General features: G+C 68.4%; 30 protein-coding genes. 18 read left to right on the top strand and 12 right to left on the bottom strand.

Annotation, left to right across the window (positions count from 1 at the left end; genetic code table 11):
* Both ABT367_RS18665 and ABT367_RS18660 read left to right on the top strand, forming a co-directional pair.
* A partial coding sequence (locus ABT367_RS18665) for a hypothetical protein (protein WP_352254177.1) occupies positions 1–515 on the top strand: 515 nt, incomplete at its 5' end.
* A 26-nt stretch (positions 516–541) separates the two neighbouring features.
* Complete coding sequence (locus tag ABT367_RS18660) at positions 542–1,282, top strand: hypothetical protein (RefSeq protein WP_352254176.1); 741 nt, start codon at positions 542–544, stop codon at positions 1,280–1,282.
* Between the two features lie 39 nt (positions 1,283–1,321).
* Here ABT367_RS18660 and ABT367_RS18655 read toward each other — a convergent pair whose 3' ends face one another.
* From ABT367_RS18655 to ABT367_RS18645, 3 genes are all read right to left on the bottom strand, one after another.
* Entirely contained in the window at positions 1,322–2,080 is a 759-nt protein-coding gene (locus ABT367_RS18655) for an SGNH/GDSL hydrolase family protein (protein WP_352254175.1), read from the bottom strand.
* Entirely contained in the window at positions 2,077–2,736 is a 660-nt protein-coding gene (locus tag ABT367_RS18650; RefSeq protein ID WP_352254174.1) for an acyltransferase, read from the bottom strand. The genes ABT367_RS18655 and ABT367_RS18650 overlap by 4 nt, the downstream gene beginning before the upstream one ends.
* Positions 2,737–2,903: 167 nt before the next feature.
* Positions 2,904–3,407, bottom strand: coding sequence for a putative immunity protein (locus ABT367_RS18645; protein ID WP_352254173.1), 504 nt, complete (start codon positions 3,405–3,407; stop codon positions 2,904–2,906).
* A gap of 50 nt (positions 3,408–3,457) precedes the next feature.
* On the opposite strand from ABT367_RS18645, the gene ABT367_RS18640 reads away from it, so the two are divergent.
* From ABT367_RS18640 to ABT367_RS18630, 3 genes are all read left to right on the top strand, one after another.
* A complete protein-coding gene (locus ABT367_RS18640) occupies positions 3,458–4,279 on the top strand; it encodes an SDR family oxidoreductase (RefSeq protein ID WP_352254172.1) in 822 nt (273 codons plus the stop codon).
* Between the two features lie 82 nt (positions 4,280–4,361).
* The gene (locus ABT367_RS18635; RefSeq protein WP_352254171.1) at positions 4,362–4,709 is read left to right on the top strand and encodes a VOC family protein; all 348 of its coding nucleotides are present in this window, start codon (positions 4,362–4,364) and stop codon (positions 4,707–4,709) included.
* Between the two features lie 89 nt (positions 4,710–4,798).
* Positions 4,799–5,626: a phosphotransferase gene (locus ABT367_RS18630; protein ID WP_352254170.1), complete on the top strand. Its 828-nt coding sequence runs from the start codon at positions 4,799–4,801 to the stop codon at positions 5,624–5,626.
* Positions 5,627–5,658: 32 nt separating this feature from the next.
* Here ABT367_RS18630 and ABT367_RS18625 read toward each other — a convergent pair whose 3' ends face one another.
* Positions 5,659–6,741, bottom strand: a complete 1,083-nt coding sequence (locus ABT367_RS18625; protein ID WP_352254169.1) for a pyridoxal-phosphate dependent enzyme — start codon at positions 6,739–6,741, stop codon at positions 5,659–5,661.
* A gap of 254 nt (positions 6,742–6,995) precedes the next feature.
* On the opposite strand from ABT367_RS18625, the gene ABT367_RS18620 reads away from it, so the two are divergent.
* Positions 6,996–8,576: a S8 family peptidase gene (locus tag ABT367_RS18620; RefSeq protein ID WP_352254168.1), complete on the top strand. Its 1,581-nt coding sequence runs from the start codon at positions 6,996–6,998 to the stop codon at positions 8,574–8,576.
* Between the two features lie 89 nt (positions 8,577–8,665).
* Here ABT367_RS18620 and ABT367_RS18615 read toward each other — a convergent pair whose 3' ends face one another.
* From ABT367_RS18615 to ABT367_RS18605, 3 genes are read right to left on the bottom strand one after another with little or no spacing between them, the layout of a single operon-like run.
* Complete coding sequence (locus ABT367_RS18615; RefSeq protein ID WP_352254167.1) at positions 8,666–9,283, bottom strand: CGNR zinc finger domain-containing protein; 618 nt, start codon at positions 9,281–9,283, stop codon at positions 8,666–8,668.
* A gap of 14 nt (positions 9,284–9,297) precedes the next feature.
* Positions 9,298–10,206, bottom strand: a complete 909-nt coding sequence (locus tag ABT367_RS18610) for an alpha/beta fold hydrolase (protein ID WP_352254166.1) — start codon at positions 10,204–10,206, stop codon at positions 9,298–9,300.
* 16 nt (positions 10,207–10,222) lie between these two features.
* Entirely contained in the window at positions 10,223–10,867 is a 645-nt protein-coding gene (locus tag ABT367_RS18605; protein WP_352254165.1) for a pyridoxamine 5'-phosphate oxidase family protein, read from the bottom strand.
* Positions 10,868–11,052: 185 nt separating this feature from the next.
* On the opposite strand from ABT367_RS18605, the gene ABT367_RS18600 reads away from it, so the two are divergent.
* The gene (locus ABT367_RS18600) at positions 11,053–11,655 is read left to right on the top strand and encodes a hypothetical protein (RefSeq protein ID WP_352254164.1); all 603 of its coding nucleotides are present in this window, start codon (positions 11,053–11,055) and stop codon (positions 11,653–11,655) included.
* Between the two features lie 177 nt (positions 11,656–11,832).
* The gene (locus ABT367_RS18595) at positions 11,833–12,246 is read left to right on the top strand and encodes a hypothetical protein (RefSeq protein WP_352254163.1); all 414 of its coding nucleotides are present in this window, start codon (positions 11,833–11,835) and stop codon (positions 12,244–12,246) included.
* 81 nt (positions 12,247–12,327) lie between these two features.
* Here ABT367_RS18595 and ABT367_RS18590 read toward each other — a convergent pair whose 3' ends face one another.
* From ABT367_RS18590 to ABT367_RS18575, 4 genes are all read right to left on the bottom strand, one after another.
* Complete coding sequence (locus tag ABT367_RS18590) at positions 12,328–13,077, bottom strand: hypothetical protein (protein WP_352254162.1); 750 nt, start codon at positions 13,075–13,077, stop codon at positions 12,328–12,330.
* Between the two features lie 89 nt (positions 13,078–13,166).
* Positions 13,167–13,694, bottom strand: coding sequence for a DinB family protein (locus tag ABT367_RS18585; protein WP_352254161.1), 528 nt, complete (start codon positions 13,692–13,694; stop codon positions 13,167–13,169).
* Between the two features lie 311 nt (positions 13,695–14,005).
* Positions 14,006–14,329: a hypothetical protein gene (locus ABT367_RS18580; RefSeq protein ID WP_352254160.1), complete on the bottom strand. Its 324-nt coding sequence runs from the start codon at positions 14,327–14,329 to the stop codon at positions 14,006–14,008.
* Between the two features lie 1,784 nt (positions 14,330–16,113).
* Positions 16,114–16,617, bottom strand: coding sequence for a hypothetical protein (locus ABT367_RS18575; protein ID WP_352254159.1), 504 nt, complete (start codon positions 16,615–16,617; stop codon positions 16,114–16,116).
* Positions 16,618–17,095: 478 nt separating this feature from the next.
* Here ABT367_RS18575 and ABT367_RS18570 point away from each other — a divergent pair, with 478 nt between their 5' ends.
* On the top strand, positions 17,096–18,208 hold the full coding sequence (locus ABT367_RS18570; RefSeq protein WP_352254158.1) for a DUF262 domain-containing protein: 1,113 nt from the start codon (positions 17,096–17,098) through the stop codon (positions 18,206–18,208).
* Between the two features lie 2 nt (positions 18,209–18,210).
* Positions 18,211–18,861, top strand: a complete 651-nt coding sequence (locus tag ABT367_RS18565) for an MAE_28990/MAE_18760 family HEPN-like nuclease (RefSeq protein ID WP_352254157.1) — start codon at positions 18,211–18,213, stop codon at positions 18,859–18,861.
* A 349-nt stretch (positions 18,862–19,210) separates the two neighbouring features.
* Here ABT367_RS18565 and ABT367_RS18560 read toward each other — a convergent pair whose 3' ends face one another.
* Entirely contained in the window at positions 19,211–19,678 is a 468-nt protein-coding gene (locus ABT367_RS18560; RefSeq protein ID WP_352254156.1) for an NUDIX domain-containing protein, read from the bottom strand.
* Between the two features lie 18 nt (positions 19,679–19,696).
* On the opposite strand from ABT367_RS18560, the gene ABT367_RS18555 reads away from it, so the two are divergent.
* The 8 genes from ABT367_RS18555 (at position 19,697) to ABT367_RS18520 (ending at position 24,185) form a co-directional block, all read left to right on the top strand.
* Positions 19,697–20,476: a GntR family transcriptional regulator gene (locus ABT367_RS18555; protein WP_352254155.1), complete on the top strand. Its 780-nt coding sequence runs from the start codon at positions 19,697–19,699 to the stop codon at positions 20,474–20,476.
* A 138-nt stretch (positions 20,477–20,614) separates the two neighbouring features.
* Positions 20,615–20,971, top strand: coding sequence for a hypothetical protein (locus tag ABT367_RS18550; RefSeq protein WP_352254154.1), 357 nt, complete (start codon positions 20,615–20,617; stop codon positions 20,969–20,971).
* Between the two features lie 2 nt (positions 20,972–20,973).
* Entirely contained in the window at positions 20,974–22,329 is a 1,356-nt protein-coding gene (locus tag ABT367_RS18545) for an FtsK/SpoIIIE domain-containing protein (RefSeq protein WP_352254153.1), read from the top strand.
* A gap of 77 nt (positions 22,330–22,406) precedes the next feature.
* Positions 22,407–22,613, top strand: coding sequence for a hypothetical protein (locus ABT367_RS18540; RefSeq protein WP_352254152.1), 207 nt, complete (start codon positions 22,407–22,409; stop codon positions 22,611–22,613).
* 237 nt (positions 22,614–22,850) lie between these two features.
* Positions 22,851–23,465: a DUF2637 domain-containing protein gene (locus ABT367_RS18535; RefSeq protein ID WP_352254151.1), complete on the top strand. Its 615-nt coding sequence runs from the start codon at positions 22,851–22,853 to the stop codon at positions 23,463–23,465.
* 21 nt (positions 23,466–23,486) lie between these two features.
* Positions 23,487–23,681 carry a mobile element transfer protein gene (locus ABT367_RS18530; RefSeq protein ID WP_352254150.1) on the top strand — a complete coding sequence of 65 codons (195 nt, stop codon included), beginning with the start codon at positions 23,487–23,489 and terminating at the stop codon, positions 23,679–23,681.
* Between the two features lie 11 nt (positions 23,682–23,692).
* A complete protein-coding gene (locus ABT367_RS18525) occupies positions 23,693–23,848 on the top strand; it encodes a hypothetical protein (protein ID WP_352254149.1) in 156 nt (51 codons plus the stop codon).
* Between the two features lie 25 nt (positions 23,849–23,873).
* Complete coding sequence (locus ABT367_RS18520) at positions 23,874–24,185, top strand: SpdD-like protein (RefSeq protein WP_352254148.1); 312 nt, start codon at positions 23,874–23,876, stop codon at positions 24,183–24,185.
* Positions 24,186–24,244 lie beyond the last annotated feature (59 nt).

Genomic DNA, 24,244 nt, shown 5'->3' with positions numbered 1-24,244 from the left:
GCCTTGCGCGCCCGGCGCACCTCACGGCACGGGCCACCGCCCGCTTCACCATCCCGCCACCGCCCCCGCGTTCACGTCCGGCGCGCCCCGCCACGCCGCCGCCCGCCGTCCCGAGGCCCCCCGTCACGGCCCCGGTCGTCGCGCCGCCGCCCGCCGAGGTGCTCCCGCTGCTGATGCCGCCGCCGGGTGTGGAGGCGGCACTGGGCGCGGTGCCCCCGCCGCCGGGTGCGGTCGGACCTCCCGCGGTGCCGCCTGCCGTGCCGCCTGCCGTACCTCCCGCGGTGCCGCCCGCCGTACCTCCCGCAGTGCCGCCCGCCGTACCTCCCGCAGTGCCCCCTGCCGAGAACCCGCCGGGTGACCCGCCCACCGCGCAGCCCCCTGCCCACAATCCGCTGCTCGGTCTGTTCGTCCGCCCGGACCACAGCCCGACCGGACTCGGCCTGCTCAGCGCGCTGTTCCTCGTACTGCTGCCCGCGGCCCTGGCGGCCGCGGTGCTCGGCGCGCGCAGGCGCTGAACCGAACAGGACGGACCACCACCCAGATGACCGAAACCCTCGCCATCGTCGTCGGCGTCGCCCTGCTCGCCGCGGCCGTCGTCCTCGTCAAGCACCGCCTGTGGCCGCTCGGCCCGGACGACGAGCCGCGCGAAGACGTGGCGGAGTACATCTCGATGATGGTCGGCGTCCTCTACGCCCTCATCCTCGGACTCGCCCTGGTCTCGGTCTGGGACAGCCACTCCACGGCGGAGGAGCACACCGCCACCGAGGCGGGCGCCGCCCACCAGATCCATCTCCTCGCCGACGGACTGCCCGGCGCACAGGCGCGGGCCCTGCGCGATCAGATCGAGGCCTACGCCCAGCACGTCACCGCGACCGAATGGCCGGCGATGGCCCAGGGCGAGCTGCCCGGCGGCGCAGGCTGGCAACTCCTGGACCACGTACGCGCCGCGGCGCAGCTGCCCGCCGACGCCACCCCTGCCCAACAGGTCGCCGGACTCGAGACGCTGGGCCAGCTGGGCACCCTGGACGAGGCGCGCAGAGGCCGCGAGGCCGACGCGGCGCAGAGCCTGTCACCGGTGATCTGGCTCGGGCTGATCACCGGTGGGCTGCTCACCGTGGCCTTCATGTTCATGTTCGGCGTCAAGCGCAGCTTCACCCACGTCGTGATGGTGATGGGCCTGTCCGCGCTGATCACGTTCACCGTGCTGCTGATCTATCAGCTCGACAGCCCCTTCAAGGGACTGTTCGCGGTGGGGCCGGACGCGTTCACGCGGTACTTCTGACCTCTCGGGTGCATCGCGGGGCGTACTGGGGAGCCACCCTCAACTCGCCTCGCTCGCCGGACCGTCCACCGGAGCCTTCGCACTCGGATCGACCGCGTCGAGCAGCGGCAGAGGGCGTGGATAGGGCGCGCCCAGGCCGTATGCCTCCGCGAGCCGGTCGGCGAAGGCGGCCGCGATACGGAGCTCGCCGTTGGGGTTGGGATGGGTGCCGTCCCAGGTGTGCTCCGGCGCGCGGAAGTCCGCGGCGGTCTCGGCCACCGGGACACCCTCCTCGGCGGCGACCTTCCGCAGCACCTCGTTCGTCGCGGCGACGAGAGCCGCGAACTCCGGGTCGTCCAGGGCCTTCTGCGTCTCGAGCACCGTCCCGATCAGGACCTTCAGGCCGGGCGCGGGACGGCGCGCGTTCGCCAGGAACTCCCGCAGGTTCGCGGCGAACTGAGGAGGCGTCACCCCGTACCAGAACAGGTCGTTGATCCCGAGCAGTACGAGCAGGTACTCCGGCTCGTACTCGGCGACCTTCTCCTCGATGACGTCCTTCTCCTGGACGTACGGGCGCCCCCACTGGGCGTCGTGGTCGCGGTCGAAGTCGGGGTCGGCGTACGTGGCGTCGTCGTCACCGACCTCCGCGGTGCGGGCGTTGTCCAAGGTGTCCTTGGGGCCGACGAGGTCGATGCTCAGCCCCTGGTTCTTCAGGTGCTTCCAGAAGAAGTACCGCCAGGTCCAGTCACCACTGCTGCCGTGACTGATCGAGTCGCCGACGATCATGATGGGGATATCGCCCTCGGCCGGCTTCTTCATGTGACGCTCCTTGCGTGGGTGGACGGATTCCTCAGCCAGCCCTCACCGGGCAGATACCGCCGTACGACACGCGCCGGCACCCCGGCCACCACACAGTGGTCGGGGAACGTGCCGCGCACCACGGCACCGCCCGCGACCACCACATTGCGGCCGAGGGTGGTCCCCGGCAGCACGATCGCCCCGGTGCCGAGCCAGCAGCCGTCCCCGATGACCACGGGGGAGTTGGCCGGTGGCTGGCTTCCGACGGGGGTGTCCGGATCGGTGTACGTGTGGTTCTGGTCCGTCACGTAGACGTACGGCCCGAGGAACACGTCATCGCCGATCGTGACGGACCGGTGCCCCACGATGTGGCTGCCCCGGCCCACACAGCACCGCGCCCCGATCCGGACCACGAGCCCCGGCTCCGGCTGCTGTCCCGGCCCGAAGAACCCGGCCGAGATGCTGACCTGCGCCCCGACGAGGGTCCCCGCACCGATGGCGATGGCCCGTTCACCGAACACGGCCCCCGGCGGAAACGCGAAGCACGCCCCTTCCCCGAGCCGTGCGAACCGATAGGGCCCGGGCCGTGCCGCGGACACCCGCCCGTACCTCTCGGCGAAAGCCCAGGCACGCTGCACGAAGGCGCTGCACAGACGGTGCAACAGCGGGACTGACATGAGGACTGGATAACCCCTGCACCCGGCCGTCGATCACAGACGCCGAGACCGGCGGCGCACATTCCATCGTCCGGCTCAACGCGGGCAGCACCCGAACCCGTTCCGGGATCAGGCCCTGGCCCCAGAACACGGATCAGGGCCCTGGTCCTCGAACACGGACCAGGGTTCTAGCCCTCGAACACGGACCAGCAGATCTCGTTGCGCAACCGCTGATCGTCGAGGACGAGCTCCCGGATCACCCCGGGCAGCCGCCCCCGCTGCCACCGGCACTCGGCCCGCCCCGCGGCGTCCCCTTCGGCGGCCCGTACCGCCTTGATCGCATACGCGGCCGCACCGAGCTCATGCGCGGCGACATGCGCGACACAGGCGGCCTGCCCGGCGGCGTACGCCGCGTGCCGCGCCGCCCCGCGCAACTCCCTTGCCGCGCCCATGGCATGACCGCCGGCCGCCCTGGCCTCCATCATCCTGAGCTCACCCCGCACCCACGCCCGCGCAGCCCCGATCGCCTCCCGAGGCCGCGAATCCCCGGGCACCTCGGCCTCGAACAACCCGAGCACATGCTCCGCACACTCCGCGGCCCACAGCGCGAGCAACCGGTGATCCGCATCGGTCAGCGTCCCGCCCCGTCGCAGGGTCACGAACCGGGGGTCGCGCACCTTGGGAAGAATCACTGTCGCCCTTCCTCGTACCTCGGCACCTCGCCGCTCCTACTCTCTCCCGTATGAGGGTCCTGATCATCGGCGGCAGTGGCTTCCTGGGTACGGAACTGATCCGCCAGGCCGTGGCGGCGGGGCACGAGACGGCCGCCACGTTCACAACCCGGCGCCCCGACGTTTTCCCCGGCGTCGCATGGTGGCACCTCGACGTCAGGCGCGCGGCGGACGTGGCCGGGCTGATCGCCGACCTCGCACCCTCGGTGGTGCTCAACGCGTCGAGCGGCGGGGCGCATTGGGAGGTCACCGCCGACGGCGCGGCCCACATCGCGCTGTCCGCCGCCGGGCACGGCAGCCGCCTCGTCCATGTCTCGAGCGACGCCGTGTTCTCCGGCGCCCGTACCCGCTATGACGAGAGCTGCCCGCCCGACCCGCTCACCCCGTACGGCGCGGCAAAGGCCGCCGCGGAGACGGTCGTACGCCACCTGGCGCCCGGCGCGGCCGTGGCACGCACCTCTTTGATCATCGGCCGTGGCCGGTCCACGCACGAACGCCTGGTGCACGCCTTGGCCGCCGGCTCCCGTGAGGGTGTGCTCTTCACCGACGACGTCCGCTGCCCGGTCCATGTGACCGATCTGGCGGCCGCGTTGTGGGAGCTGGCGCTCTGTGACACACCCGGAATGTTCCACCTCGCGGGCCCGGACGCCCTCAGCCGCCACGAGCTCGGCGTCCTCATCGCCCGCCGCGACGGCCTCGACCCCACCCGCCTCCCCACCGGTCTGCGCACGGATGCCCCGCATCCCGGCCCCGTAGATGTACGCCTCGACAGTTCGGCGACTCAGCGGCAGTTGAGGACAAGGCTGCGTGGTGCGCGCGAGTTCCTCGGCTGAGGGGAGGGCCAAGAGGCATGGGGTCTTGATCGAGGGTTCCGCGTAGGCGAGGGTCGGTTGACCGCCAACGAGGGAGAAGGCCGTGAACGAGATCCCGTCGAACAGGGTGACCTGGTTCCAGCTGCCCGCCGAGGACGTCCAGCGGGCCTGGCGCTTCTACGGCGAGGTCTTCGGCTGGAGCCGGGAGGAGGCCTACGCCAACGAGGTGCGCCCAGGTGCGATCAACGGCGAGATCGCGGCGCGTGACAAGGCGCTGCGCGAGCCCCGGCTCGTCGTGCGGGTCGACGATATCGACGCGACGATCGAGAAGATCACCGCGGCCGGCGGCCGGTTGGCGGTCGGGCGGACGGAGATCCCCGAGATCGGGATGGTCTACGCCTCGTTCATCGACACCGAAGAGAACACGGTGAACATCGTCGGCGACCTCTAGGCTCGACGATCTCCGGGAACGGCACAGTGGGCTCAGGGAACGGCACGGTGATCGCCGGGAGCGGTACGGCGGGCGGGGGGAAGGGCGGTATGGAGACGCGGCGACGCGGGCGCGCGGTGGACGCGGTGCGCAGGACCGTACTCGGGCTGGGGCTGCGGGTCGACGAGGTCGTGGTCGTTCACGATTCGGACCGAGCCGCCCTGCGCCTGCTTCCTTGTGACGTGCTGGCCCGGGTCGGGCCCGCGGAGGCGGGCGGGTTCGAGTTCGAGGTGGAGGTGGCCCGGCGGGTCACCGCGGCCGGGGCTCCGGTGGGTGAGCTCGAGTCCCGGGTCGATCCCGGTGTCCATCTGTGCGACGGCTTCGCCATCTCGCTGTGGAGGTACTACGAGTCCGCCGGTACGGAGATCGCTCCGGCCGCGTACGCGGATGCGCTCATGCGGCACCATGCCGTCCTGCGCCGGACCGAGCTGGACGCGCCGCATTTCACCGAGCGGGTCGACGCCGCGCTGAGAGAGGTGGACGACGTCGACCGCTCGCCCGAACTGCCCGCGGCCGAACGGGATTTCCTCAGCGCCACGCTCGGCGGACTGGCGTCCGCGATCGGCGACGACCCGGAGCGGGACCAACTGCTGCACGGCGAGCCGCACCCGGGCAACCTCCTCGGCACGAGTCGGGGGCCGCTCTTCGTGGACCTCGCCACGTGCTGCCGGGGACCGGTCGAGTTCGACCTCGCCCACGCCCCCGAAGCCGTGGACGCGTATTACACGGGGGCCGATCCCGCACTCGTCCGTCAGTGCCGCGCCCTCAACTGGGCGTTGTTCTCGGCCTGGAGGTGGCGCGAGGAAGACCGGATGCCCGACCGGGAGCACTGGCGGGCGGAAGGCCTCGACCGGATGCGTGCCGCACTCGGTCGCTGAGTCCCCGCCGCTCCCCGGCCGCCTAGCTCACCTCACCCCGCCCCGCACAGCGGCAGCACCACCGACCGCGACCCGAGCACCCCAGTCCGCACCGCCGCCCAGCACGCCACCGCCGTCGGCTCCACCGCGAGGCCGCGCCGGGCCAGGTCGCGGCGGGCCGCGCCCAGGTCGGGCTCGGGGACCGTGAGGAAGCCGCCGCCGAACTCCCGTACCGCAGCGAGGATTTGACGGGCGCGGGGCGGGTGCGGGATCGCGATGCCGGCGGCCGCGGTGTCCCGCAGTGGCGCCGGATCGGTCAGGTCGGCGGAACCCGCCGCCCACGCGCGGGCCAGCGGGGCGACCGCCTCGGCCTGCACCGCGTACAGCGCGGGGAGCCGGTCGATCAGGCCGGCCGTGTGCAGTTCGCGCAGCGCGAGGGCCGCGCCGAGCAGCAGGGTGCCGTTGCCGACGGGGACCACGAGCGCGTCCGGCAGACGTCCGCCGAGGTCCTCCCAGATCTCGAAGACGTAGGTCTTGGTGCCGTGCAGGAAGTACGGATTGTGCACGTGCGAGGCGTAGAAGGTGCCGGGGGAGTCCGCCGCGGCCCGGGCCGCGCGGGCCGTCGCCTCACGGTCGCCGGGCACCTCTTCGACCTGCGCGCCGAACTGCCGGATCGCGGTCAGCTTCTTGGCGGCGGTACCGGCCGGAACATACACGGTGCACGGCAGTGAGGCGCGGGCGCAGTACGCCGCCACCGCACGCCCCGCGTTGCCGCTGCTGTCCGCGATGACCTGCTCGGGGCCGAGGCGCGACGCGAGTTCGGCGAGCATCACCGCGCCGCGGTCCTTGAAGGACAGGGTCGGCATCAGGAAGTCGAGTTTGGCCGAAACCTGCCCGGTCAGCGAGACCAGTGGCGTACGCCCCTCGCCGAGGCTCACGGAGGGGTTTGCGAGCGGGAGCGAAGCCCCGTACCGCCAAAGCGAGTTGACCCTGCCGCCCAGGGTCTTCAGGTCGCCGGGCGTGGGATGGAAGTCCAGGTCGAGGGGGCCTTCGCAGACGGGACAGCACCAGGCGAGGGTGCCGCCGGGCACCCGCGTGCCGTCCTTGGGGCAGACATGATCCGGCAATGAAGTCATGAGCACACGCTAATCACGCCTGGTCGCTGCAATCCGGTGAAGGCGTGTCATGTCGGCTGTATGGCACGTCTGTTACGTGTGCGCAGGACCCTTGTGGGATTCCTATGGATCCGTCAACCTTTCGCTCAGCGATCCGGCGGACACGTACCGGCATCGGATTGGCATGCCCATGTGTGCACCACGTTCGGACGCCGTTCCACGCACCCCCCGCACCACCCCCCACCAGTGCACCATCCACGAGGAGGATCCCTCAGATGGCACAGAAGCGTCCCGCACGGCGAAGACTGGCCGGCAGATCACTGGCAAGCGTCGGCGCGACGGCCGTGGCGGCCCTCGCCCTCGGCCTCGTCTCCGCCCCCCACGCAGGCGCGGCTCCCGTCGGCAAGATAGAGAACGCCGGCGCATCGGGAGCGATACCGAACAGCTACATCGTCACGCTCGACAAGGACGCCGCGAAATCGGACTCCGCGGAGGGCAAGGCGCTCGCCAAGGAGTACGGCGCTCAGATCGAGCGCACGTACAAGAAGGCGCTCAACGGCTACCAGATCGAGGCCACCGAGGCCGAGGCGGAACGATTCGCCGCTGATCCGGCCGTCGAATCGGTCACCCAGAACCGCACGTTCAAGATCTCCGCGACGCAGCCCAACCCGCCCTCATGGGGCTTGGACCGCATCGACCAGAAGACCCTGCCGCTGAACCAGAGTTACACCTATCCGGACAAGGCCGGTGAGGGCGTCACCGTCTACGTCATCGACACCGGTGTCCGGATCACCCACAGCGACTTCGGCGGCCGTGCCTCCTACGGCTACGACGCGATCGACAACGACAACACCGCCCAGGACGGCCACGGCCACGGCACGCACGTCGCCGGTACGGTCGCGGGCGGCTCCTACGGTGTGGCCAAGAAGGCGAAGGTCGTCGGCGTCCGGGTCCTGAACAACTCCGGTTCCGGCACCACCGCCCAGGTCGTCGCGGGCATCGACTGGGTCACCCAGAACGCGGTCAAGCCGGCCGTCGCGAACATGAGCCTCGGCGGCGGCGCCGACTCGGCCATCGACACCGCCGTACGCAACTCGATCGCCGCGGGCATCACCTACGCCGTCGCCGCCGGCAACGAGTCCACGGACGCCTCGACCCGCTCGCCCGCCCGTGTCGCCGAGGCCATCACGGTCGGCGCGACCACGAGCAGCGACGCCAAGGCGAGCTACTCCAACTACGGTTCGGTCCTCGACCTGTTCGCCCCGGGCTCCTCGATCACCTCGGCGTGGAACACCTCGGACACCGCGACCAACTCCATCTCCGGTACGTCGATGGCCTCCCCGCACGTCGCGGGCGCGGCGGCGATCCACCAGTCGCTGAACCCGTCGGCCACTCCGGCCCAGACGCGTGACGCGCTGGTCGCCGCGAGCAGTACCGGCGTCGTGACCAGCCCTGGCACCGGCTCGCCCAACCGCCTCCTGCAGGTCGGCGGCGGCACCACCAACCCGCCGGGCAAGGCCTTCGACAACGCCACGGACTACGCGATCGCCGACAACGCCACCGTCGACTCGCCGATCACCGTCAGCGGCGTCACGGGCAACGCCCCGGCCACGCTCCAGGTCCCGGTCGTCATCCAGCACACCTACATCGGTGACCTGCGCGTCCAGCTGATCGCCCCGGACGGCACCGCCTACACCCTCAAGGGCTACGGCACGGGCGGCAGCAGCGACAACATCAACACCACGTACACCGTGAACGCCTCCTCCGAGGTCGCCAACGGCACGTGGAAGCTCCGGGTCAGCGACAACGCGAACTACGACACCGGGAAGATCGATTCGTGGGGGCTGCGGTTCTGAGGCTCCCTGTCCACTGAACGGCTCGTGAGGACGACCGCCCCGGACCTCGTCCGGGGCGGTCGTTCACGCCTTCTGTTCCGTACGCGTGCTCACGCCTTCTGCTCCCGTGCGCGCGCGTAATGCCGGGCGGCGCGTGCGCGGTTGCCGCAGGCCGCCGAGCACCACTCGCGGCGCGGGTGGTCCTTGACGAAGAACAGGACACAGCCCGGTCCGTGGCAGGCGCGCAGGTCGTCGAGAGCGGGACCGGCGAACAGGTCGACGGCCGCCTGCGCGATCGAGGCGAGCACCGCCGTCACGGGCGGACCGTCGTGCTGGAGAGTGGACGCGGGCGACTTCTCCCACCGCAGCTCACGCCAGCACGGGGCCGCGGCGGCGCGCTCGTTGAGCATGTCCAGGGCGGCCTGCGGGGGCCGGTCGCCTCGTACGGCACAGGCCGCGATGGCCCGTACGGACTCCCGGAGTTCGCGCGCCTGCTCCAGATCGGTCTCGTCGACCGACCGCAGAACGGACTCGGAGAGCGGGACCGGAAGCCGCTCGTTCACGCCCTCGAGCCAGAGCGCGAGCTGCTCCACCGTCCGCAGACCGTCCTGCGGCCGGCCCCGGACGGCATACGTGGCGTTGGCCAGCTCGATGGGCAACGGTTCGCCGAGCTGTGGCCCCGTGGTGACCTTCTGCACCACGTCAGGGTAGTCGGCGCCGCTGCTCATCGAACCGGCCGTGCTCAGTCGAGGGTGCGGCGCAGGAATCCGCGGATCAGCTCCGCGATCTCCTCGCCGTGGGTCTCGAGGGCGAAGTGGCCGGTGTCGAGCAGGTGCAGTTCCGCGTCCGGCAGATCGCGCAGGAAGGCGCGAGCGCCCTCGGCACCGAAGATCTCGTCGTGCTCGCCCCAGGCGATGAGGACCGGCGGCCGGTGGGTGCGGAAGTACTCCTGGAAGGCGGGGTAGCCGCCGAGGTTGAACTGGTAGTCCCAGAACAGCTGGAGCTGGATCTCCTTGTTCCCCGGACGGTCCAGATACGACTGGTCGAGAACCCAGGCGTCGGGGCTCACGCGGTCGAGGCGGTCGGCGGGCACACCGTGGGTGTACTGCCAGCGCGTGGCATCCGCGGTGAGCAGCTCCCGTACCGCCGCTTCGTTCGCCGCGCGGTCCTCGGCGTGCGCGAACAGCACGTCCCAGAAGGGGGTGAAGCCCTCCAGATACGCGTTCCCGCTCTGGGTGACGATCGCCGTGACACGGTCCGGCTGCCGGGAGGCGATGCGCAGCCCGATCGGCGCCCCGTAGTCATGGATGTACAGGGCGAACCTGTCGATGCCCAGCTTGTCGAGCAGCCCCAGGGTGATCTCGGTGAGCCGCTCGAAGGAGTAGCCGAACTCCTCGTGGGACGGCATCGCCGACTGCCCGAAGCCGATGTGGTCCGGTGCGATCAGGTGGTACTCGTCGCTCAGCCCGGTCTCGGCGAGCAGCTTGTGGAACATCGCCGAACTCGACGGGAACCCGTGCAGCAGCACGAGCGCCGGCTTCGCCGGATCGCCCGCCTCGCGGTAGAAGACGTCGTGGCCCTGGATCTGGACGGTGTGGTGGCGGACGGGCTGGGGGTGGGCGGGGGAGGTGGCCGTGGCTCTGGTGCTCATCTGGGGGTCTGTTCCTTTACGGGTGAAGGGTCTGGGTCTGGGTCTGGGGCAACTGCAGGCGCAGCTCGGCGTTCTCACGCTCGAGGTCGGCGATGCGGTCGTGGAGCGAGACCAGCGCCTCTTCGACGCCGTCGCGGGGGAGCAGCTGGGGGATGTGCTGGGAGCAGTTCCAGTTGAGGCCCTCGACATCGATCAGCACCGCTCGTTCCGGCCGGCCGGAGTAGCCCTCGACCGCAAGCGCGGCGAGCGTCGCGGGGTCGTCCTCCTCCTCGACGACGCGGGCGCGGCCGAGGATCTTGAGCCGGGCCTGATGGCCGTAGTCCATGAGGAAGAGCGAGACGCGGCCGTCGTGGTCGAGGTTGCCGCGGGTGATGTACTGACGGTTTCCTCTCAAGTCCGCGAAACCGAGGGTGTGTTCGTCCAGAACCCGGAGGAATCCGCGCGGTCCGCCGCGGTGCTGGATGTAGGGCCAGCCGGTTTCGCCGACGGTGGCGAGGTAGAAACTGTCGCGCTGCGTGATGAAGGCCGCTTCGTCGGGACCGATCAGATCGACGTCCTCGGGCCCCTCGGCCATACGCCGATAGGCGCGGTGACTCCCGTGCAGTCGTTGGTGCCGCTGAACCGCGGGGGTGAAGGCCAGCTGAGCGAACCGGTTGCTCATGGTTGCCCTCTCTCGGGACGGAGCCAGTTCTAGCGCTTGTAGTCCTTCCCAACCGTTAGGAACGGTGGTTGATTCCGGGTTCGCCGGAATTTCTTCGCGAACTTGCGGCGGTAGGTAAGAGGGGGCGCCGGCGGTGCGGCGGGCCGGTGGCGCGGCGGGCCGGCAGCCCGGTCGAGAATGCACGTATGACCACGGACGTCACCCAACTGCTCGAGTCGGCAGGCCTCTTGGTCCCGGAAGCGACCGCCACGGAGAATGACGTGACGGTGCGAGACGTCTGGGACTACCTCGCCCACGACGAGTGGGAGATCGCACTGACCCTGCTGGAGGAACTCGGGGACGAACGCCCCTTGCCTCTGGCCTTCTGGCATCAACTCGCCGAAGCCGCGGAGCAGTTGCACCTCGACCGCAGCGCGGCATGGTGCCACTGGCGGTGCTCCGAGCTCCGCAACGGCCTGATCCGGGCGGACTTGACGCTGACTCCGGCCGCCGAAGCCCGCCGCAAGACGCCCATCCCCGGCCGCGGAATCCTGCGGCCCATGTGGGACATCGGGCAACGCTCACCGACAGGCGGAACCGCCGTCAGCGTGGCCGCCCTCTGGATCGAGAACGCACCCCAACTGCCGCCGGGAGGGCGCGCGTTGGTACGCCTCGTACCACTCACTCCGTCGCATTGGCGGCACGTGGAGACCGGCCGACGCATCACGATGCACGAGGACCGATCGGTGGCGGGCACGGCAGTCGTCCTGGAGGCCCACCTCCCCGCCGACGCAGCATCGGGCGGATAGCCCTGGCCGGGCCGCCCGGGCCGCCCGGGCCGCTCGGGGCAGCCCTGACCGCGCCGGCTCGGGCAGCGCTGGCCGAGCCGGCCGGATGGTCCTTCGGGCCCCGTTTCCGCTCGCAGGCCGCATGGCCCCTCAGGACCCCATTCCCGCCCGCCGACCCCGGCCTGCGAGAGTGTTCCCGTGCTGCTGGATCCTGAGAACACGCTGTTCGTCCGAGGTGCGATGCCCGTGCTGCTGCTGGCCGACGCACCCGTCCACGACGCCCTGCCCCTGCTCACTTCGGCCGACGGGGCGGTGCCCCTGTGCGAGGGCTGGAGCATCGCCCCTCGCCTCACCCTGTGCGTTGTGGACGGCCCCGGCGACCACGGCCTCGTCGTCCCCGCGCTGGCCGCGCCGGTGATCGGCGAGGCCGACGGCGATACGTCATCGAGCGACGCCGGCGGCGTGAACAGCATGGGCGACTGGTGCGCGGACGCCGAACACGCGGGCGGAGCGGTCGTCCTGTCGGTATCCCGCCTCCCCACCCGCCTCGACTGGCCCACCTTGCTGTCCTCGGGCACGGCGCGGGGTGGGTTCGTGCGGGTTCTGGGCTGAAGGTGGGCCGTTGGTGGCGCTCGGCCGGCGTGAAATCGCGAGGTCGGCCCCGACGTCGTGTCGGCGAGCGCGGCGCACAGGTCAGGCGCCCCATCGGGCGACCACGGCCTCCGCGACGCCGAAGGGCAGTTCGCAGTCCGCGCACTGGGCGCTGCCGAAGACGTAGGTCAGTTTCTGCGCGAGATCGGGATGGCCGTCCGCGGCCATGCGCGTGTGCAGACTCCCGGCCAGACCTCGCATCGCCGAAGGGTCCTGCGGCCGAAGCGGAAGATGCCTGGCGGGAGTGTGGCGCATGTACATGCTGTCCGTGGTCGAGAAGTACCCGTGCTCGCCGAAGACGATGAAGTTCTCCGTCTCGCAGGCTGGGCAGGGCAGTTCGTACTCCTCACCGTTGAGCCCGTCGATCTGCTCGCCCCACACCTGGACGCCCTCGAGGCTGAGCAGAGTCCCCAGCAACTGGACGTAGTTCAGGGCGTCCTCGGTCAGCCCGGGTTCCCGCAGCGCCTCCTCGGTCAGCTCGCGCAACTCGGCGATCGCGGCAGGGTGGGACAGGTGGGGATCATCTCCGCCGTCGGGCCGGTCGATACTCGCGACGATGGCCCCGGCCAGATACAGCGGCGACCTCCGTTCCGCCGCCGACCACCGCCGGGCCGTATCGGCGAGCGCGGGCAGCGCCGCATAACTGGCCGAGTAGACAGTGCCCTGATGACACAGACGGGACCACAGCGCTTCCCACCCGGGATCCTGCGGATCCGGACTGATGTCGGCGAGGAGCCCGGGTATGTCCTGAGCCGTCCCGTAGGCGTGGTGGAGCGTGGACCAGTCCGTCATACGTCCGATCCAAGCAAACGGTCCTGGTTCGCTGGCTGTTGGGTCCGGGCCGGAACGGTCGGTGCAGCTCACTTGACCGTCCGGACGGCTCACACCTTCGAGGCGGCCCGGATCAGCCGCAGCTGCCCCAGCTCGGCGACGTTCTTCATGAGCTCGGCGTTCAGCCAGGCGGCCATGTGCCCGACGGTGTTGTCCGGCGGGCTTTGCCACGGCAGCGTGGAGGGGGCATCCAGATCGGCGTCGGTGAACGAGTCCAAGACCGCGAGCCACTGGGTACGCAGATCCTGGAGCCAGGCGACCGCCGCCGCTCCGTCGCCGGGCCAGACGATATCGGTGCGCTCCCGAGGCGTACGTCCCTGCGCGTGATCGATGGCGGTGCTCCACCACCAGCCGATATGCCAGCTCACCCAGCCGATGGTGGGAACGGGAACGGGGTCGGGCTCCGTATCGGCCCAGTCCGGCCGCCAGCGGCCGGCGGCGTCCGGGCGTACGGTCCACGACAGTTCGGCGGGCTGCCACAGAAAGTCCTCGGGCACGAGCCGCTCCCGGTGGTACTCGAACAGTGACCAGGTCATGTCGAATTGCCAGCGCAGCAGCTCGCAGCGGGGATTGCTCATGGCGCGATCCTGGCACCCACGCGGAACGGCAGCATCACATTTTCCGCCGGCCGCAGAGCGCACCGGCGTCCGCCGCCGAGCACGGGAAAGCGCTTGGCCCGAGCACCCCGTGCCCTACCCGAGACAAAGAAAATGACCAGCGTTTCCGCTGGTCAGACAGGATAGGCGCCCCCGGCAGGACTCGAACCTGCGGCCAAGCGCTTAGAAGATGCGGGCAACTGCTGTCGGTAGGGGGCGCGCCCTGGGCGCTGAGTCCTCCGAGTGCCACCCGCGTCTGTTGCCGTCCGCACTCGTTGCCGTCAGCGCTGCCGTCACGTCCCAGTGCCCGGTGATGCTTCAGATGAGTCGGACGGGCGTTGGTGTCCGCACGCCAGGGTGGCGCCGTCTTTCCCGACCACCGTGAAGTCGAGCACAGCGTTGTAGGGGTCCCCGTCGTGGAACATCCACACCGTGACGTGATCGGGTTTGACGATCACCGAGAACTCGATCTCGACATCCGAGTCGACAGCCGGGATGACCGTGAACACTTCCCCGGGCTTCATCCAGAAGTCCTCGCCGTATGGCTCGACGAACAGACTCGTGAGTTGCTGTCCGCCGTTCTCAACGGGAAGCCTGTTCCTCATGCTTGCTCCCATACGGTCCTGGCGCGGTGTCTGGCGACGGTGGTACGCCCGCCGACAGACTACGGTCGGCGGGCGCACTGGTGACCTCTTCGTCCCGAAGCAACTTGGGTGGGGGCGCTGCCTTGGGCTGGTGTGTCTTTCACCTGCGCTGATGGCCCGTAGACGTTCGCGCTCGTCCGCCGTTGTTCATCGGCGTTGTCACGCAGTTAGACACTCACTGGCTGGGGCGCTCGATGCTCTATCCCTGCTCACGAGCGGGCCCCGGTACATCCTCGCACCCACCCGACTGTCAACGGTCCTTGCCGAGAGTGGGAAGGCCGCCATGGAAGGGACGGTATGCGGAGCCGTTCGCGCGAGGTGTGATGCCGAGCTTCTTCTTCAGCGCGGCGAGGTGCTCCTCGTCCGCGGCCGCCTGCTTGGCTTCGTCCTCAGCGGCCCGTAGCCGTGCTGCCTCCGTGTCGGAGACGATCCGCTTGGCCTTACCCGTGTTGATGTCCTCTGCCTCTAGGAGGAACCCGAGTCCTCACAGTCGGTACCGTTCGGCGGCTTCGTTGTCGCCGCTCTCGAGTGCCTCGCGTTGCTGCGCTTCGAAGCGTCGGGCCATGTCGAGGCAGACGGTGTGCCGGCTTCTACGATCCACGTTTTCCCAGACATGGTGTTGTCGCTGGCTCCCATGGTCCCCCTTCGACGCCTGCGTGACGGATCGTAGGCGCCTGACTGTGAGAGCGGGGGACTTTCGTGGAGCTGCGTGAAGCGAGCTTGGTCGGGCTGAGATCGTTGGGGGTGTCAGCGACGGCGAATGCCTGCCAATGCCGTCGACCAGAGCGAGCAGCGACGGCCGACGGTGAGCAGCTTGGGAAGCTGCGGGCACTTGGGGCTTGCTTGGGCACTGACCTGTGCGAACAGCGTGGCGGTTGCTCTGTCGGCCTGGGCTGCTTTCACCGTGGTTCCCCGCTGTTCCCCGCTCGATCTGGTGCGCTTGTGGTGCGGCCGTGGTCGCCCGCGTTAGAAGCTGGAGTCACCTGAACACGCAGACTACGCGCCCATAGTCTTCGATCTGTTGCTGCTGTTCGTCTGGGCGAGGAGTGTGCTCATCGTCCCCGCACCTGAGGACTGTTCCGTCGTCTCCTTCAAAAACGGAGACGACGCCTCCGTGATAGCTGCAAGCTCCTTGCCGACCGATGGAGTCTGACGGCCACCCGTCTGCGCACTCATAGCCCTGATACGTCCAGTGAACTGGCGTGTACGTGGCGGATGGTGTCCCAGAACTGACGGGCGGATCCTCGTCATCATCGTTCCACCCACTGAATTGGGCTGTGACCGGGAGGACGACGAAGATCCCCACGCCGATAAGACCTCCCAGGGAGTAGGCCACCACCCGAGCAACCCGCCACGCACGGCTCTCGACGAGCCTTTGCAGGAGACTACGCACGGAAGACTTCTAGCGTAGCAACGGGCTGTGGCGAGCTTCTTCGCCGACATTGGCGGCAACTCCTCAGATCCTGACGCGGCTGCTACAGGTCGTCGTGTTTCGCACTCCCGCACCCCCAACACGCGTTCCAACTGTGGTGGTGGGGAGGCGGGGTGCGTGCGGGGGCGTTCACCTGCGTTCATGGGCGGCTGGTCTGGGTGCGGGAGTGGGGTTGCGGTCTGGCATGAACGTCAGCGAACGGTGGTGAATGAGACGGAAACTGAGACGGCGGAGGTGGTGGAGCCGCCCTGGATCGACGGGCGGGGCCAAGCGCTGGGGGCAGGAGACGAGCGAGTGATCGTCCCGTGGCTTCTGCCGAGAGGGCTCACCGCGCGCGGTGTGGTTCCACGTGATGACACCTTTCCCGCCGGGTGTACCCCCCGGGAACATCCACACTGACGAATTCCCAGAAGGGTTCGGACTCGCGGAAGTGTCCGCCGCCCGTGTGCCACTGGAGCCCGGGATAGGCTCGGCGCAGAGACCGGAGAGCGGCCGAGGCCAGGCCGCAGCGTTTGTAGCCGTCGTATGTGTAGGGCGATTCGACCCAGCCGATCTTGCACTGATCGCACACCAGGTACTCGACATCGAAAGCCAGGTCAGATCTGTAGTAGGCCGCTCGGATGCGCCAGCCTGTCCGCTCGTAGTGCCCTGCGGGCCGGTCGACCCAGGGTCTCGGCGGTGTGGCGGATCCGTCGAAGCGGTACGACTCGGGTAGCACCCATCGGCGGAGGCGGTCACGCCAGGTCGGCTTGTCCGGCCACTCCCGCACCCACTGCACATGGTCAGCGAACTGCGCCACGACGGAGGCCACCGCTTCCTTTTCTGCCACCAACTCCCCTTCTATCTCATCAGGCGTCCGCGTCGTCCTAAGCTGTCCATGCGTCTGACGGGGGGCGAACGCGTACGCCATGTCGGATGTACGGGCTTCGGCCGGCGATGCGCCGATGCATGCCATCGATCTCCACGCTGCCGGATCCTGGCCGCCGCACGGGCGCCGGAGCATAGGACCAGTTTGGTGCGTCAGGCAGCGGCGCCTTCAATACCTCCTCGCCCATCCCGTGATTGACGCCCTGGCACCCGCAGCCGCACAGCGAGTCTGGTGATGCCGGCGCGCAGCTGGCTGAGCCACAGAACAGTGTGCCGTCGTCGTCCGGAGGCAGACACAGTCCAGCCTGTGAGCCGCCGCAGTCGCGGCCGAGGTTCTTGCGTGTGGTGCCGCAGACATCTTCGCTACTACGCCCCTCTAGCACCGAAGTCGGGAGGTACCGTTGCGTCCCTGTCTACCCGCCGCCGAGGAGGTACAACCAATGGGCATTCTTGAAGAAGTTGAAAGTAGCCGTCAGAATATTCGATCAGACGGCTACACGATGTCGATCGGTGAAGTTATAAACCTTTACCGCGACAAAGAAATTCAAATCAGGCCCGAGTATCAAAGGCTGTTCCGATGGCCTATCGAGAAGCAGTCTCGTCTGATCGAATCAATTTTGTTGGACATTCCACTCCCCACTATCTTCGTCGCGCAGCGAGAAGACGGCGTGTGGGAGGTTGTTGACGGACTTCAGCGACTATCGACAATCCTGTCGTTTATGGGGGAGCTTCGAGACGAAAGTACGGGCGAGGTTTACCCGCCGAGCAAGCTAACCAAGACCAAGTATCTACCCTCCCTGGAAGGGATGACCTTCGCAACCGACGCGCCACACTTCTCCCCTGAGCTGAAAATCCACTTCAAGCGAGCGCGCCTGGATTTCAGGATTCTGTTGCGTGAATCTGACGACCGCGTCAAATATGAACTCTTCGACAGATTGAACAGCGGTGGCGTCCCGACTTCTCCGCAAGAGGTCAGGACCGCTCAATTGCTGATGATCAATTCTAGCTTCTTCGAATGGCTGGATCGCCTGCGCTCAGAAGGGCCCTTCTCGGAGTGCACCCCGCTCACTGGTAGGCAGATCTCCGAGCAGTACGACTTGGAGCTAGCAACTCGATTCTTTGTCCTGCGAAACGCCACCTCGTCACAGCTAAAGAGCTTCGCCGACATGGACACCTTCCTTTCGGATCAGGTTCTAGAAATGGCTGTTTCTCCGGACTTCAACTCCGCGGAGCAGCAGGTAGTTTTTGAGAACGTATTCGAGGTGCTTTCCTCGTTGGGTCCAGATATTTTCCGGCGTTACGACGTCCGCAAGGGGCGACCTTCAGGGGCGTTTAGTGTATCCGCTTTTGAAGCGGTGACTCTCGGTGTTGCTCAGAATATCGATGGCTGGAAAGCCTTGGAGCGGAGCGCCCAGGAATCTTTGCTACGCGCTAAGCTCTCTGAACTCTGGAACGACGAGCAGTTCCGGAAGTACTCGGGCGCTGGCGTACGTGCTACATCGCGCGTGCCGATGATGGGCCCTGTGGGTGGTCGAATCTTTGTGGCGAGTTGACGATGACCACCATCCGCACGATTGATCATCTTGAGTCGTCGTTGACGGAAGACCTCAAATGGCGGACCCACGAGATGCAGCTCTGGGAGCAGGTTGCTTCATCGTGTCGGGCCCACCAGGTCGCCGGGGTACTCCGCGGGGGCCTGGCCCTTGTCTATGCTCACTGGGAGGGCTACGTAAAAGAGGGCGCTCGCGCCTATCTTGAGTACATAAGCAGAAAAGGACTCAAGGTAAACGAATTGCGGTCCGAGATCGCAGCCGTTGCTCTTAGGTCGCAGCTAGGTCGGGGTGAGGCCTCGAAAAACTCTTCCGCGCATACGGCGATTGTCGATTTGCTAAGGGAGGCCGATACTCTACCCGCTAATCTTCCTTATGTTTCTTCAACGATTCGCACCCGATCGAACTTGAAGTTTGAGGTTTTCGCGGACATCATGCATTCAATCGGCTGCGACGCAAGCCGTCACGAGATCTACCAGTCCACGATCGACAAGCGCCTGCTGAGGCATCGTAATGATATCGCGCACGGCCGCGAGGAATATGTCAGCCTGTCCGACTGGATCGACATCAGGGATCGCGTATTGGTGATCTTGAAAGACGTGAGAAGTCAGATTTCAAATGCCGCAGCGAACGAGGAATACCGGCGAAAAACCTGAGGAGAGAATGCGAGGTCGGTGGAGCGGCTTTGGGGTGGCGCTGCTTTGGCGCGAGTGATCATGGCCCCGTAAGCTTCCGGCGCGTCGGGCAGTCTATGGACCTGCCCGTTAAAGCACGACGTTGGGGCCATGATCTTCGAGGCTCGCGCCAAAGTGGCTGCGTAAAGCCGTGGAGCCGACCGCCCCAGCCACGACGTACCCCTTTCTGGCATCAGGTGGCTGCATGCTTTGAGCGCGGCACGGGCGCTGGCCGGGCTGGAGCGGGGCGGAGACAGGAGCGCAGGCCCGGCCGGGGGCCGGGCCGCGCGCGGGGAGCGGAGCGAGCCGCCTTGATGAAGTAGAGAAACTCCTACCGCGCCGGGTTCAGGGTGCGTCCGTCGTGCGACCGGACGTAAGGCCCGTGCTCTCGAAGGGCGTCGAGCACTCGTACTGAGTAGACCTCGCCCATGCGATCGGCGACCTCTGCCGGAGTCAGCCAGTCAACGGCGATGGACTCGTCTGAGAGCTTCTCCTGTCCGCCTTCGGGGCGGCAGCGGAACACCAGGGCCACGATGCCTCTGGCGGTGTTCTTGTAGACCCCGGTGAGGCGCTCGACTTCGACCTTGATGCCGGTCTCCTCGTACACCTCGCGACGAACACCCTCTTCGGGTTGCTCGGCCAGCTCCAGGACTCCGCCCGGAGGCTCCCAAGTCCCGTTGTCCGCACGCCTGATCGCCAGAATGCGGCCGTCCTCCCGCACGACCGCGCCCGCTACGGACACAGAGTGGCGCGGCGTTGACCTTTCGTCGTGGGCACTGTTACTCATGTAGAGGAGCATAGGAGGCAGGCAAGGACTATGACGAGTGCAGTAGGAGCAAAAACGGGGAAGCCCCGGTATCTCCAGATCGCTGACGACATCGAGCAGCAGATCAGGACCGGTGTGCTCGCGCCTGCCTCCGAGGTAGAGAGCGAAGCTCAGCTCATGGACCGCTACAAGGTCTCGTCGGGGACCGTGCGCAAGGCCATCGCCGAACTGCGGGCCGCGGGCCTGGTTGAGACCCACCACGGCAAGGGCTCGTTCGTGAAGTCCCGGCCGCCGGTCACCCGGAAGTCCTCTGATCGCTTCCGTCGCTCGCACCGCCGTGCCGGCAAAGCGGCCTACATCGCGGAGACCGAGCAGGCCGGGGTGAAGCCGACCGTGCGAGTCCTGTCGGTTGGCCCGGTCTCGGCCCCGGCAGAGATCGCCGAACGGCTGTCAGTGAAGGAGGGCGCCAAGGTTCTGGCCCGGCGTCGCCTCTACTTCAGCGACGGCACGCCGACCGAGGAAGCGACGTCGTACCTGCCGTGGGACGTCGCAAGGGACATCCCCGAGCTGTTCGAGGAGAACCCCGGCGGTGGCGGTATCTATGCCCGACTCGAAGAGCACGGGCACGAGTTCGCCGAGTACACCGAGACCGTGCGTGCACGACTGGCCACCAAGCAAGAAGCCACCGCGCTGAGCCTCAGCCCTGGTTCGCCCGTGATCCACCTGACGCGCAATGCCGTGACAACGACCGGGCGCGTGGTCGAGGTGTGCGACACGATCATGGCCGCTGACCAGTTCGTTCTCGACTACCGGATCCCCGCTACAGACTGACGCTCCGTCAACTCGCAGTGGCCCGCCAAGAATCTTCGGCTTGGCGGGTTGACTCATGTATAGGAGAGGGTAACTCTTGTTCACATCACTCATGTACATGAGTGCCTGAGTTTGACTCATCTAGAGGAGTGATCCACTGTGCGTCAGATCCCCGTCGACACCTCCGCTGCCTCCGTGATGGTGGCCAAGCCCCCGCAGCCCAAGATCAAGGACCGCCGTTCCGGCGAGGTTGCGACCGACATGGAGACCGGCGCGACGCTCATGACCGTGGAGGTCATGTTCGCCGCGAACGATGAGGTTGAGCTGCTGTCCGTCGTGGTTCCCGAGCCGGGTATCTCCGGTGAGATGGTGATGGGTACGCCCGTCGCGCTCACGGGCCTGACCGCCCGTCCGTGGGAGAACGACTTCGGCAACGGCAAGCGGCACGGCATCTCGTTCCGCGCGGTCGCCGTGACCTCGCTTGTCGCTGGTGCCTCGAAGCCGAAGGCGGCCTGATCATGCCCGAGTTAACGGTCACGCTGCTGCTGGTCGTTGCCACCGCGCTGATTCTGCGATGGCGGCGCCCCGCCTGGTACTGGCTAACCTTCGGCGTCACGCTCGCCGCGCTCCGCGTCCTAATCCGCTACGGCTCAGTGATGGACGCCTGCGGCCTCACGGCCCCGCCCGCTCGCTGGCGCGTGCGCCTGGCCAGGATGACCAACCAGGAGATGCCCGGCCCTCGCGCACCGCGCATCCTGCGCCTGCGGCCCACGAGGACCGGCCTGGCCCTGCGGATCAAGCTTCGGCCCGGACAGGACGCCTTCGACGTGGCTGCCTCCACGGACCGGCTCCGGCACTCCTTCGGCCTGTACGGCGTCACCTCACGCGAACTGCGCTCGGGCGTGGTCGAGATCCGGATGACCGGCTACGACGTGCTCAAACGCGTCCAGATGCCCGCCAAGACCGACCCGGCGCCGATGCGCATCCCGGTCGCGCTGCGCGAAGACGGTGCGGTGCACTACCGCGACTACCGGGCCATCCCGCACGCCCTCACCCTCGGCGCCACCGAGTCCGGCAAGTCGGTGTACCTGCGCAACCTGGTCACCGAACTCGCCCCGCGCGATGTGGCGTTGGTCGGCATCGACTGCAAACAGGGCGTCGAACTGTTCCCGCTCGCCCGCCGCTTCTCCGCCCTCGCGGACAACCCCGACACCGCCGCCGATCTCCTGGACGCGCTGGTCGAGCACATGGAGGGCGTCTACCAGCTCATACGCGCCCATCAGGGCGTCGCCTCTGCCATCCCGGATGCGGAGATCGCCGCCGACATCTGGGACCTGCCCGAAGACCTGCGCCCCGTTCCGATCGTGCTCCTGGTGGACGAGGTGGCCGAACTGGCCCTGTTCGCCAACCGTGATCAGGAAAAGCGCCGAGACCGGATCATCACCGCCCTGGTGCGCCTGGCTCAGCTCGGCCGCGCCGCCGGGGTCTACCTGGAAATCTGCGGGCAGCGCTTCGGCTCCGAACTCGGCAAGGGCATCACCATGTTGCGCGCCCAGCTCTCCGGCCGCACCGCGCACCGGGTCAACGACGAGACCAGCGCGAACATGGCCTTCGGCGACATCGCTCCGGATGCCGTCCTGGCCGCGATCTCCATCCCGGCCGACCTGCGCGGGGTCGCGATCTCCGGCGACTCGACCGGTGGTTGGTCCCGCATCCGGGCCCCGCACACCTCGCTGCGCAAGGCCGCGAACATCTGCAACCGGCACGCCGACCGCACCCCGGACCTGCCCGCCCTGGACCCGTTCCGTCCTGTCCTGCCGCGCCTGAAGCCGGTTCCTGCTCCGGCCGTTGAGTCCGCCCCGGCCGCTGCCTGATCTCCCGCTTCATCGGTTGGCGTGACCGCCTCGCGCCAGGTCCCTACCCGAGCCATGCCCAAAGGAGAACGCCCGCCATGTGCCCCCACTGCGAGGACTTCGCCCGCACCGTGGTCCTCCTCGGTCAACTGGCCCTGTACGCAGACCAGATCGACGCTGACCCGGCGTTCGTGGAATCGGTCGGCCCGTCGCTCGCCGCGTCCCTGCCCGCGCCGCCGCCCGGTCTGTTCCCGCCCGGCTACGACCCGAACGAGGGTCCCGAGTACCCGGGCGAGGGGTGGTGACCGTGGCCCCCAGGAAGCCCCCTGCCGCGAAGAAGTGCGGTCCGTGCAGGGGCACCGGTGAGGTCTCCCGACCGGTCCGAGTCGGCCGTACTCGCCGCACCGTCGGCCAGCAAACCGGCATGTGCCTCGCCTGCTTCGGCACCGGCAAGGCCACCGGCTGAATCCGCCAGGGCCGGGCGGCCGGACATCGCTCCCCGCCCAGCCCTCGGCCCAACCCACTGAAGGAGGTGAAGACCCGTGAACCGCTCGATCCGACTGGATGCCGTCCTCGTACAGGCCGTGATCGCTGGCGCCCTGTCCTTCGCCCACCTGCACGACATCGCCGCCGCTGCCGGACAGACCGGCTGGAAGGCCTGGGCCTACCCGATCTCGGTCGACCTGCTCTTGGTCGCTGCCTGGCGACGGCTGCGCACTGGGGGCCCGTCTCGGCTGGCCTGGTGCTGGTTCCTGGTTGCCCTGGCTGCGTCGCTCGGCGCCAATGTCGCCACCGCCGGATTCCTCGACCTCGAACACCCTCCGGCCTGGCTGCGGTTCGGCGTTGCCGGATGGCCCGCCCTCGCTTTCCTCGGCGGCACCCTCCTCGCCCACGCACCCGAGCACGAGACCGAGAACGAGGACCGGCCGCCTGTTGTGCCGGCACCCGCGGCCCCGGCCCCCGGTCCCGAGGCGACTCCGGCTTTGCCCGCCGCCGACCCCGTGCCCGAGGTTCCGGCCGCGCTGGTCGCGCACGCCCGCAAGGTCGCCGACGACCACCACGTCCGCACCGGTACGCCGATCGACACCGACACCCTGCGCGCCCGCCTTGGCGTCCCGGCCCCGATGGCCGACGCGATCGCTGCCCAACTCACTTGATCCGAAAGGAGAACCCCCGTCATGCCTGCCCGCGACTTCTTCCACTCCGTGATGCGGATCGGCCCGGTGCAGATCGGCACCCACCGCAACCAGCACGGCCACACCAAGCACGCCGCGGTGTGCACCAACGACCGGTGCGGCTGGTCCGCCGACTACGGCACCTCGTCGGCCGCCCAGCTCGCCGCCCGCACCCACCGCTGCCGCGCCGCCGACTAGGGAGATCCGCCATGGACGTTCCGCTCTGGCTCGCCCTGATCATCGTCGGCTACCTCGGCGTCAAGCTCATCCGCCCGCCCTGGTGGCTCGTCCTGGCCCTGCTCCTGGGCGGCTACCTCCTCGCCGACAGCCTCTTCGCCCCGCTCATCGACACCACCGTCAAGTAACGCGCCCCAGAAAGGAGATCACCCAATGTTCCGCCCCAAGATCCCGACCATGCCCCAGCCGACCGGCCACATCACCCCGCCCGCGATCGTGCAGCCGACGGCCGTCATCCCAAGCACGCAGCCCCCGCCGCCCGCGCCCGCCCCGGCTCCGGCGCGGCCCACGGTGCAGCTCACCCCCGGCACCGCGCTCGCCCTCGTCGGCGGCGGCACCGCCGTGGTCCTCGTGATCGGCGCCGTCCTGGTCTCGCTGCTGCTCGCTGTCGCCATCACCGCCGCCTCGCTCGCAGTATGCGCGCTGGTGATCCGCTCGATCCTCGCCAGCGACACCCGAAGCTGACCGGCCCCCGGGCGGCTCTGAAACCGCCAAGTCTCCGCCGCCCGGGAGCCGTCCCTGCC

It is taken from the genome of Streptomyces mesophilus, assembly GCF_040300965.1.
Taxonomy (GTDB): Bacteria; Actinomycetota; Actinomycetes; order Streptomycetales; family Streptomycetaceae; genus Streptomyces; species Streptomyces mesophilus_A.
The sequence above is the reverse complement of the archived record's forward strand: the minus strand, read 5'-3'. Positions and strand labels throughout refer to the sequence as shown.

What these genes read in the sequence shown, in the direction of transcription:
- ABT367_RS18660 (WP_352254176.1), top strand. Translation starts at nt 542, where the DNA reads ATGACCGAAACCCTCGCCATCGTCGTCGGCGTCGCCCTGCTCGCCGCG.
- ABT367_RS18655 (WP_352254175.1), bottom strand. Translation starts at nt 2,080, where the DNA reads ATGAAGAAGCCGGCCGAGGGCGATATCCCCATCATGATCGTCGGCGAC.
- ABT367_RS18650 (WP_352254174.1), bottom strand. Translation starts at nt 2,736, where the DNA reads ATGTCAGTCCCGCTGTTGCACCGTCTGTGCAGCGCCTTCGTGCAGCGT.
- ABT367_RS18640 (WP_352254172.1), top strand. Translation starts at nt 3,458, where the DNA reads ATGAGGGTCCTGATCATCGGCGGCAGTGGCTTCCTGGGTACGGAACTG.
- ABT367_RS18630 (WP_352254170.1), top strand. Translation starts at nt 4,799, where the DNA reads ATGGAGACGCGGCGACGCGGGCGCGCGGTGGACGCGGTGCGCAGGACC.
- ABT367_RS18625 (WP_352254169.1), bottom strand. Translation starts at nt 6,741, where the DNA reads ATGACTTCATTGCCGGATCATGTCTGCCCCAAGGACGGCACGCGGGTG.
- ABT367_RS18620 (WP_352254168.1), top strand. Translation starts at nt 6,996, where the DNA reads ATGGCACAGAAGCGTCCCGCACGGCGAAGACTGGCCGGCAGATCACTG.
- ABT367_RS18615 (WP_352254167.1), bottom strand. Translation starts at nt 9,283, where the DNA reads ATGAGCAGCGGCGCCGACTACCCTGACGTGGTGCAGAAGGTCACCACG.
- ABT367_RS18610 (WP_352254166.1), bottom strand. Translation starts at nt 10,206, where the DNA reads ATGAGCACCAGAGCCACGGCCACCTCCCCCGCCCACCCCCAGCCCGTC.
- ABT367_RS18605 (WP_352254165.1), bottom strand. Translation starts at nt 10,867, where the DNA reads ATGAGCAACCGGTTCGCTCAGCTGGCCTTCACCCCCGCGGTTCAGCGG.
- ABT367_RS18600 (WP_352254164.1), top strand. Translation starts at nt 11,053, where the DNA reads ATGACCACGGACGTCACCCAACTGCTCGAGTCGGCAGGCCTCTTGGTC.
- ABT367_RS18590 (WP_352254162.1), bottom strand. Translation starts at nt 13,077, where the DNA reads ATGACGGACTGGTCCACGCTCCACCACGCCTACGGGACGGCTCAGGAC.
- ABT367_RS18585 (WP_352254161.1), bottom strand. Translation starts at nt 13,694, where the DNA reads ATGAGCAATCCCCGCTGCGAGCTGCTGCGCTGGCAATTCGACATGACC.
- ABT367_RS18580 (WP_352254160.1), bottom strand. Translation starts at nt 14,329, where the DNA reads ATGGGAGCAAGCATGAGGAACAGGCTTCCCGTTGAGAACGGCGGACAG.
- ABT367_RS18570 (WP_352254158.1), top strand. Translation starts at nt 17,096, where the DNA reads ATGGGCATTCTTGAAGAAGTTGAAAGTAGCCGTCAGAATATTCGATCA.
- ABT367_RS18565 (WP_352254157.1), top strand. Translation starts at nt 18,211, where the DNA reads ATGACCACCATCCGCACGATTGATCATCTTGAGTCGTCGTTGACGGAA.
- ABT367_RS18560 (WP_352254156.1), bottom strand. Translation starts at nt 19,678, where the DNA reads ATGCTCCTCTACATGAGTAACAGTGCCCACGACGAAAGGTCAACGCCG.
- ABT367_RS18555 (WP_352254155.1), top strand. Translation starts at nt 19,697, where the DNA reads ATGACGAGTGCAGTAGGAGCAAAAACGGGGAAGCCCCGGTATCTCCAG.
- ABT367_RS18545 (WP_352254153.1), top strand. Translation starts at nt 20,974, where the DNA reads ATGCCCGAGTTAACGGTCACGCTGCTGCTGGTCGTTGCCACCGCGCTG.
- ABT367_RS18540 (WP_352254152.1), top strand. Translation starts at nt 22,407, where the DNA reads ATGTGCCCCCACTGCGAGGACTTCGCCCGCACCGTGGTCCTCCTCGGT.
- ABT367_RS18530 (WP_352254150.1), top strand. Translation starts at nt 23,487, where the DNA reads ATGCCTGCCCGCGACTTCTTCCACTCCGTGATGCGGATCGGCCCGGTG.
- ABT367_RS18525 (WP_352254149.1), top strand. Translation starts at nt 23,693, where the DNA reads ATGGACGTTCCGCTCTGGCTCGCCCTGATCATCGTCGGCTACCTCGGC.
- ABT367_RS18520 (WP_352254148.1), top strand. Translation starts at nt 23,874, where the DNA reads ATGTTCCGCCCCAAGATCCCGACCATGCCCCAGCCGACCGGCCACATC.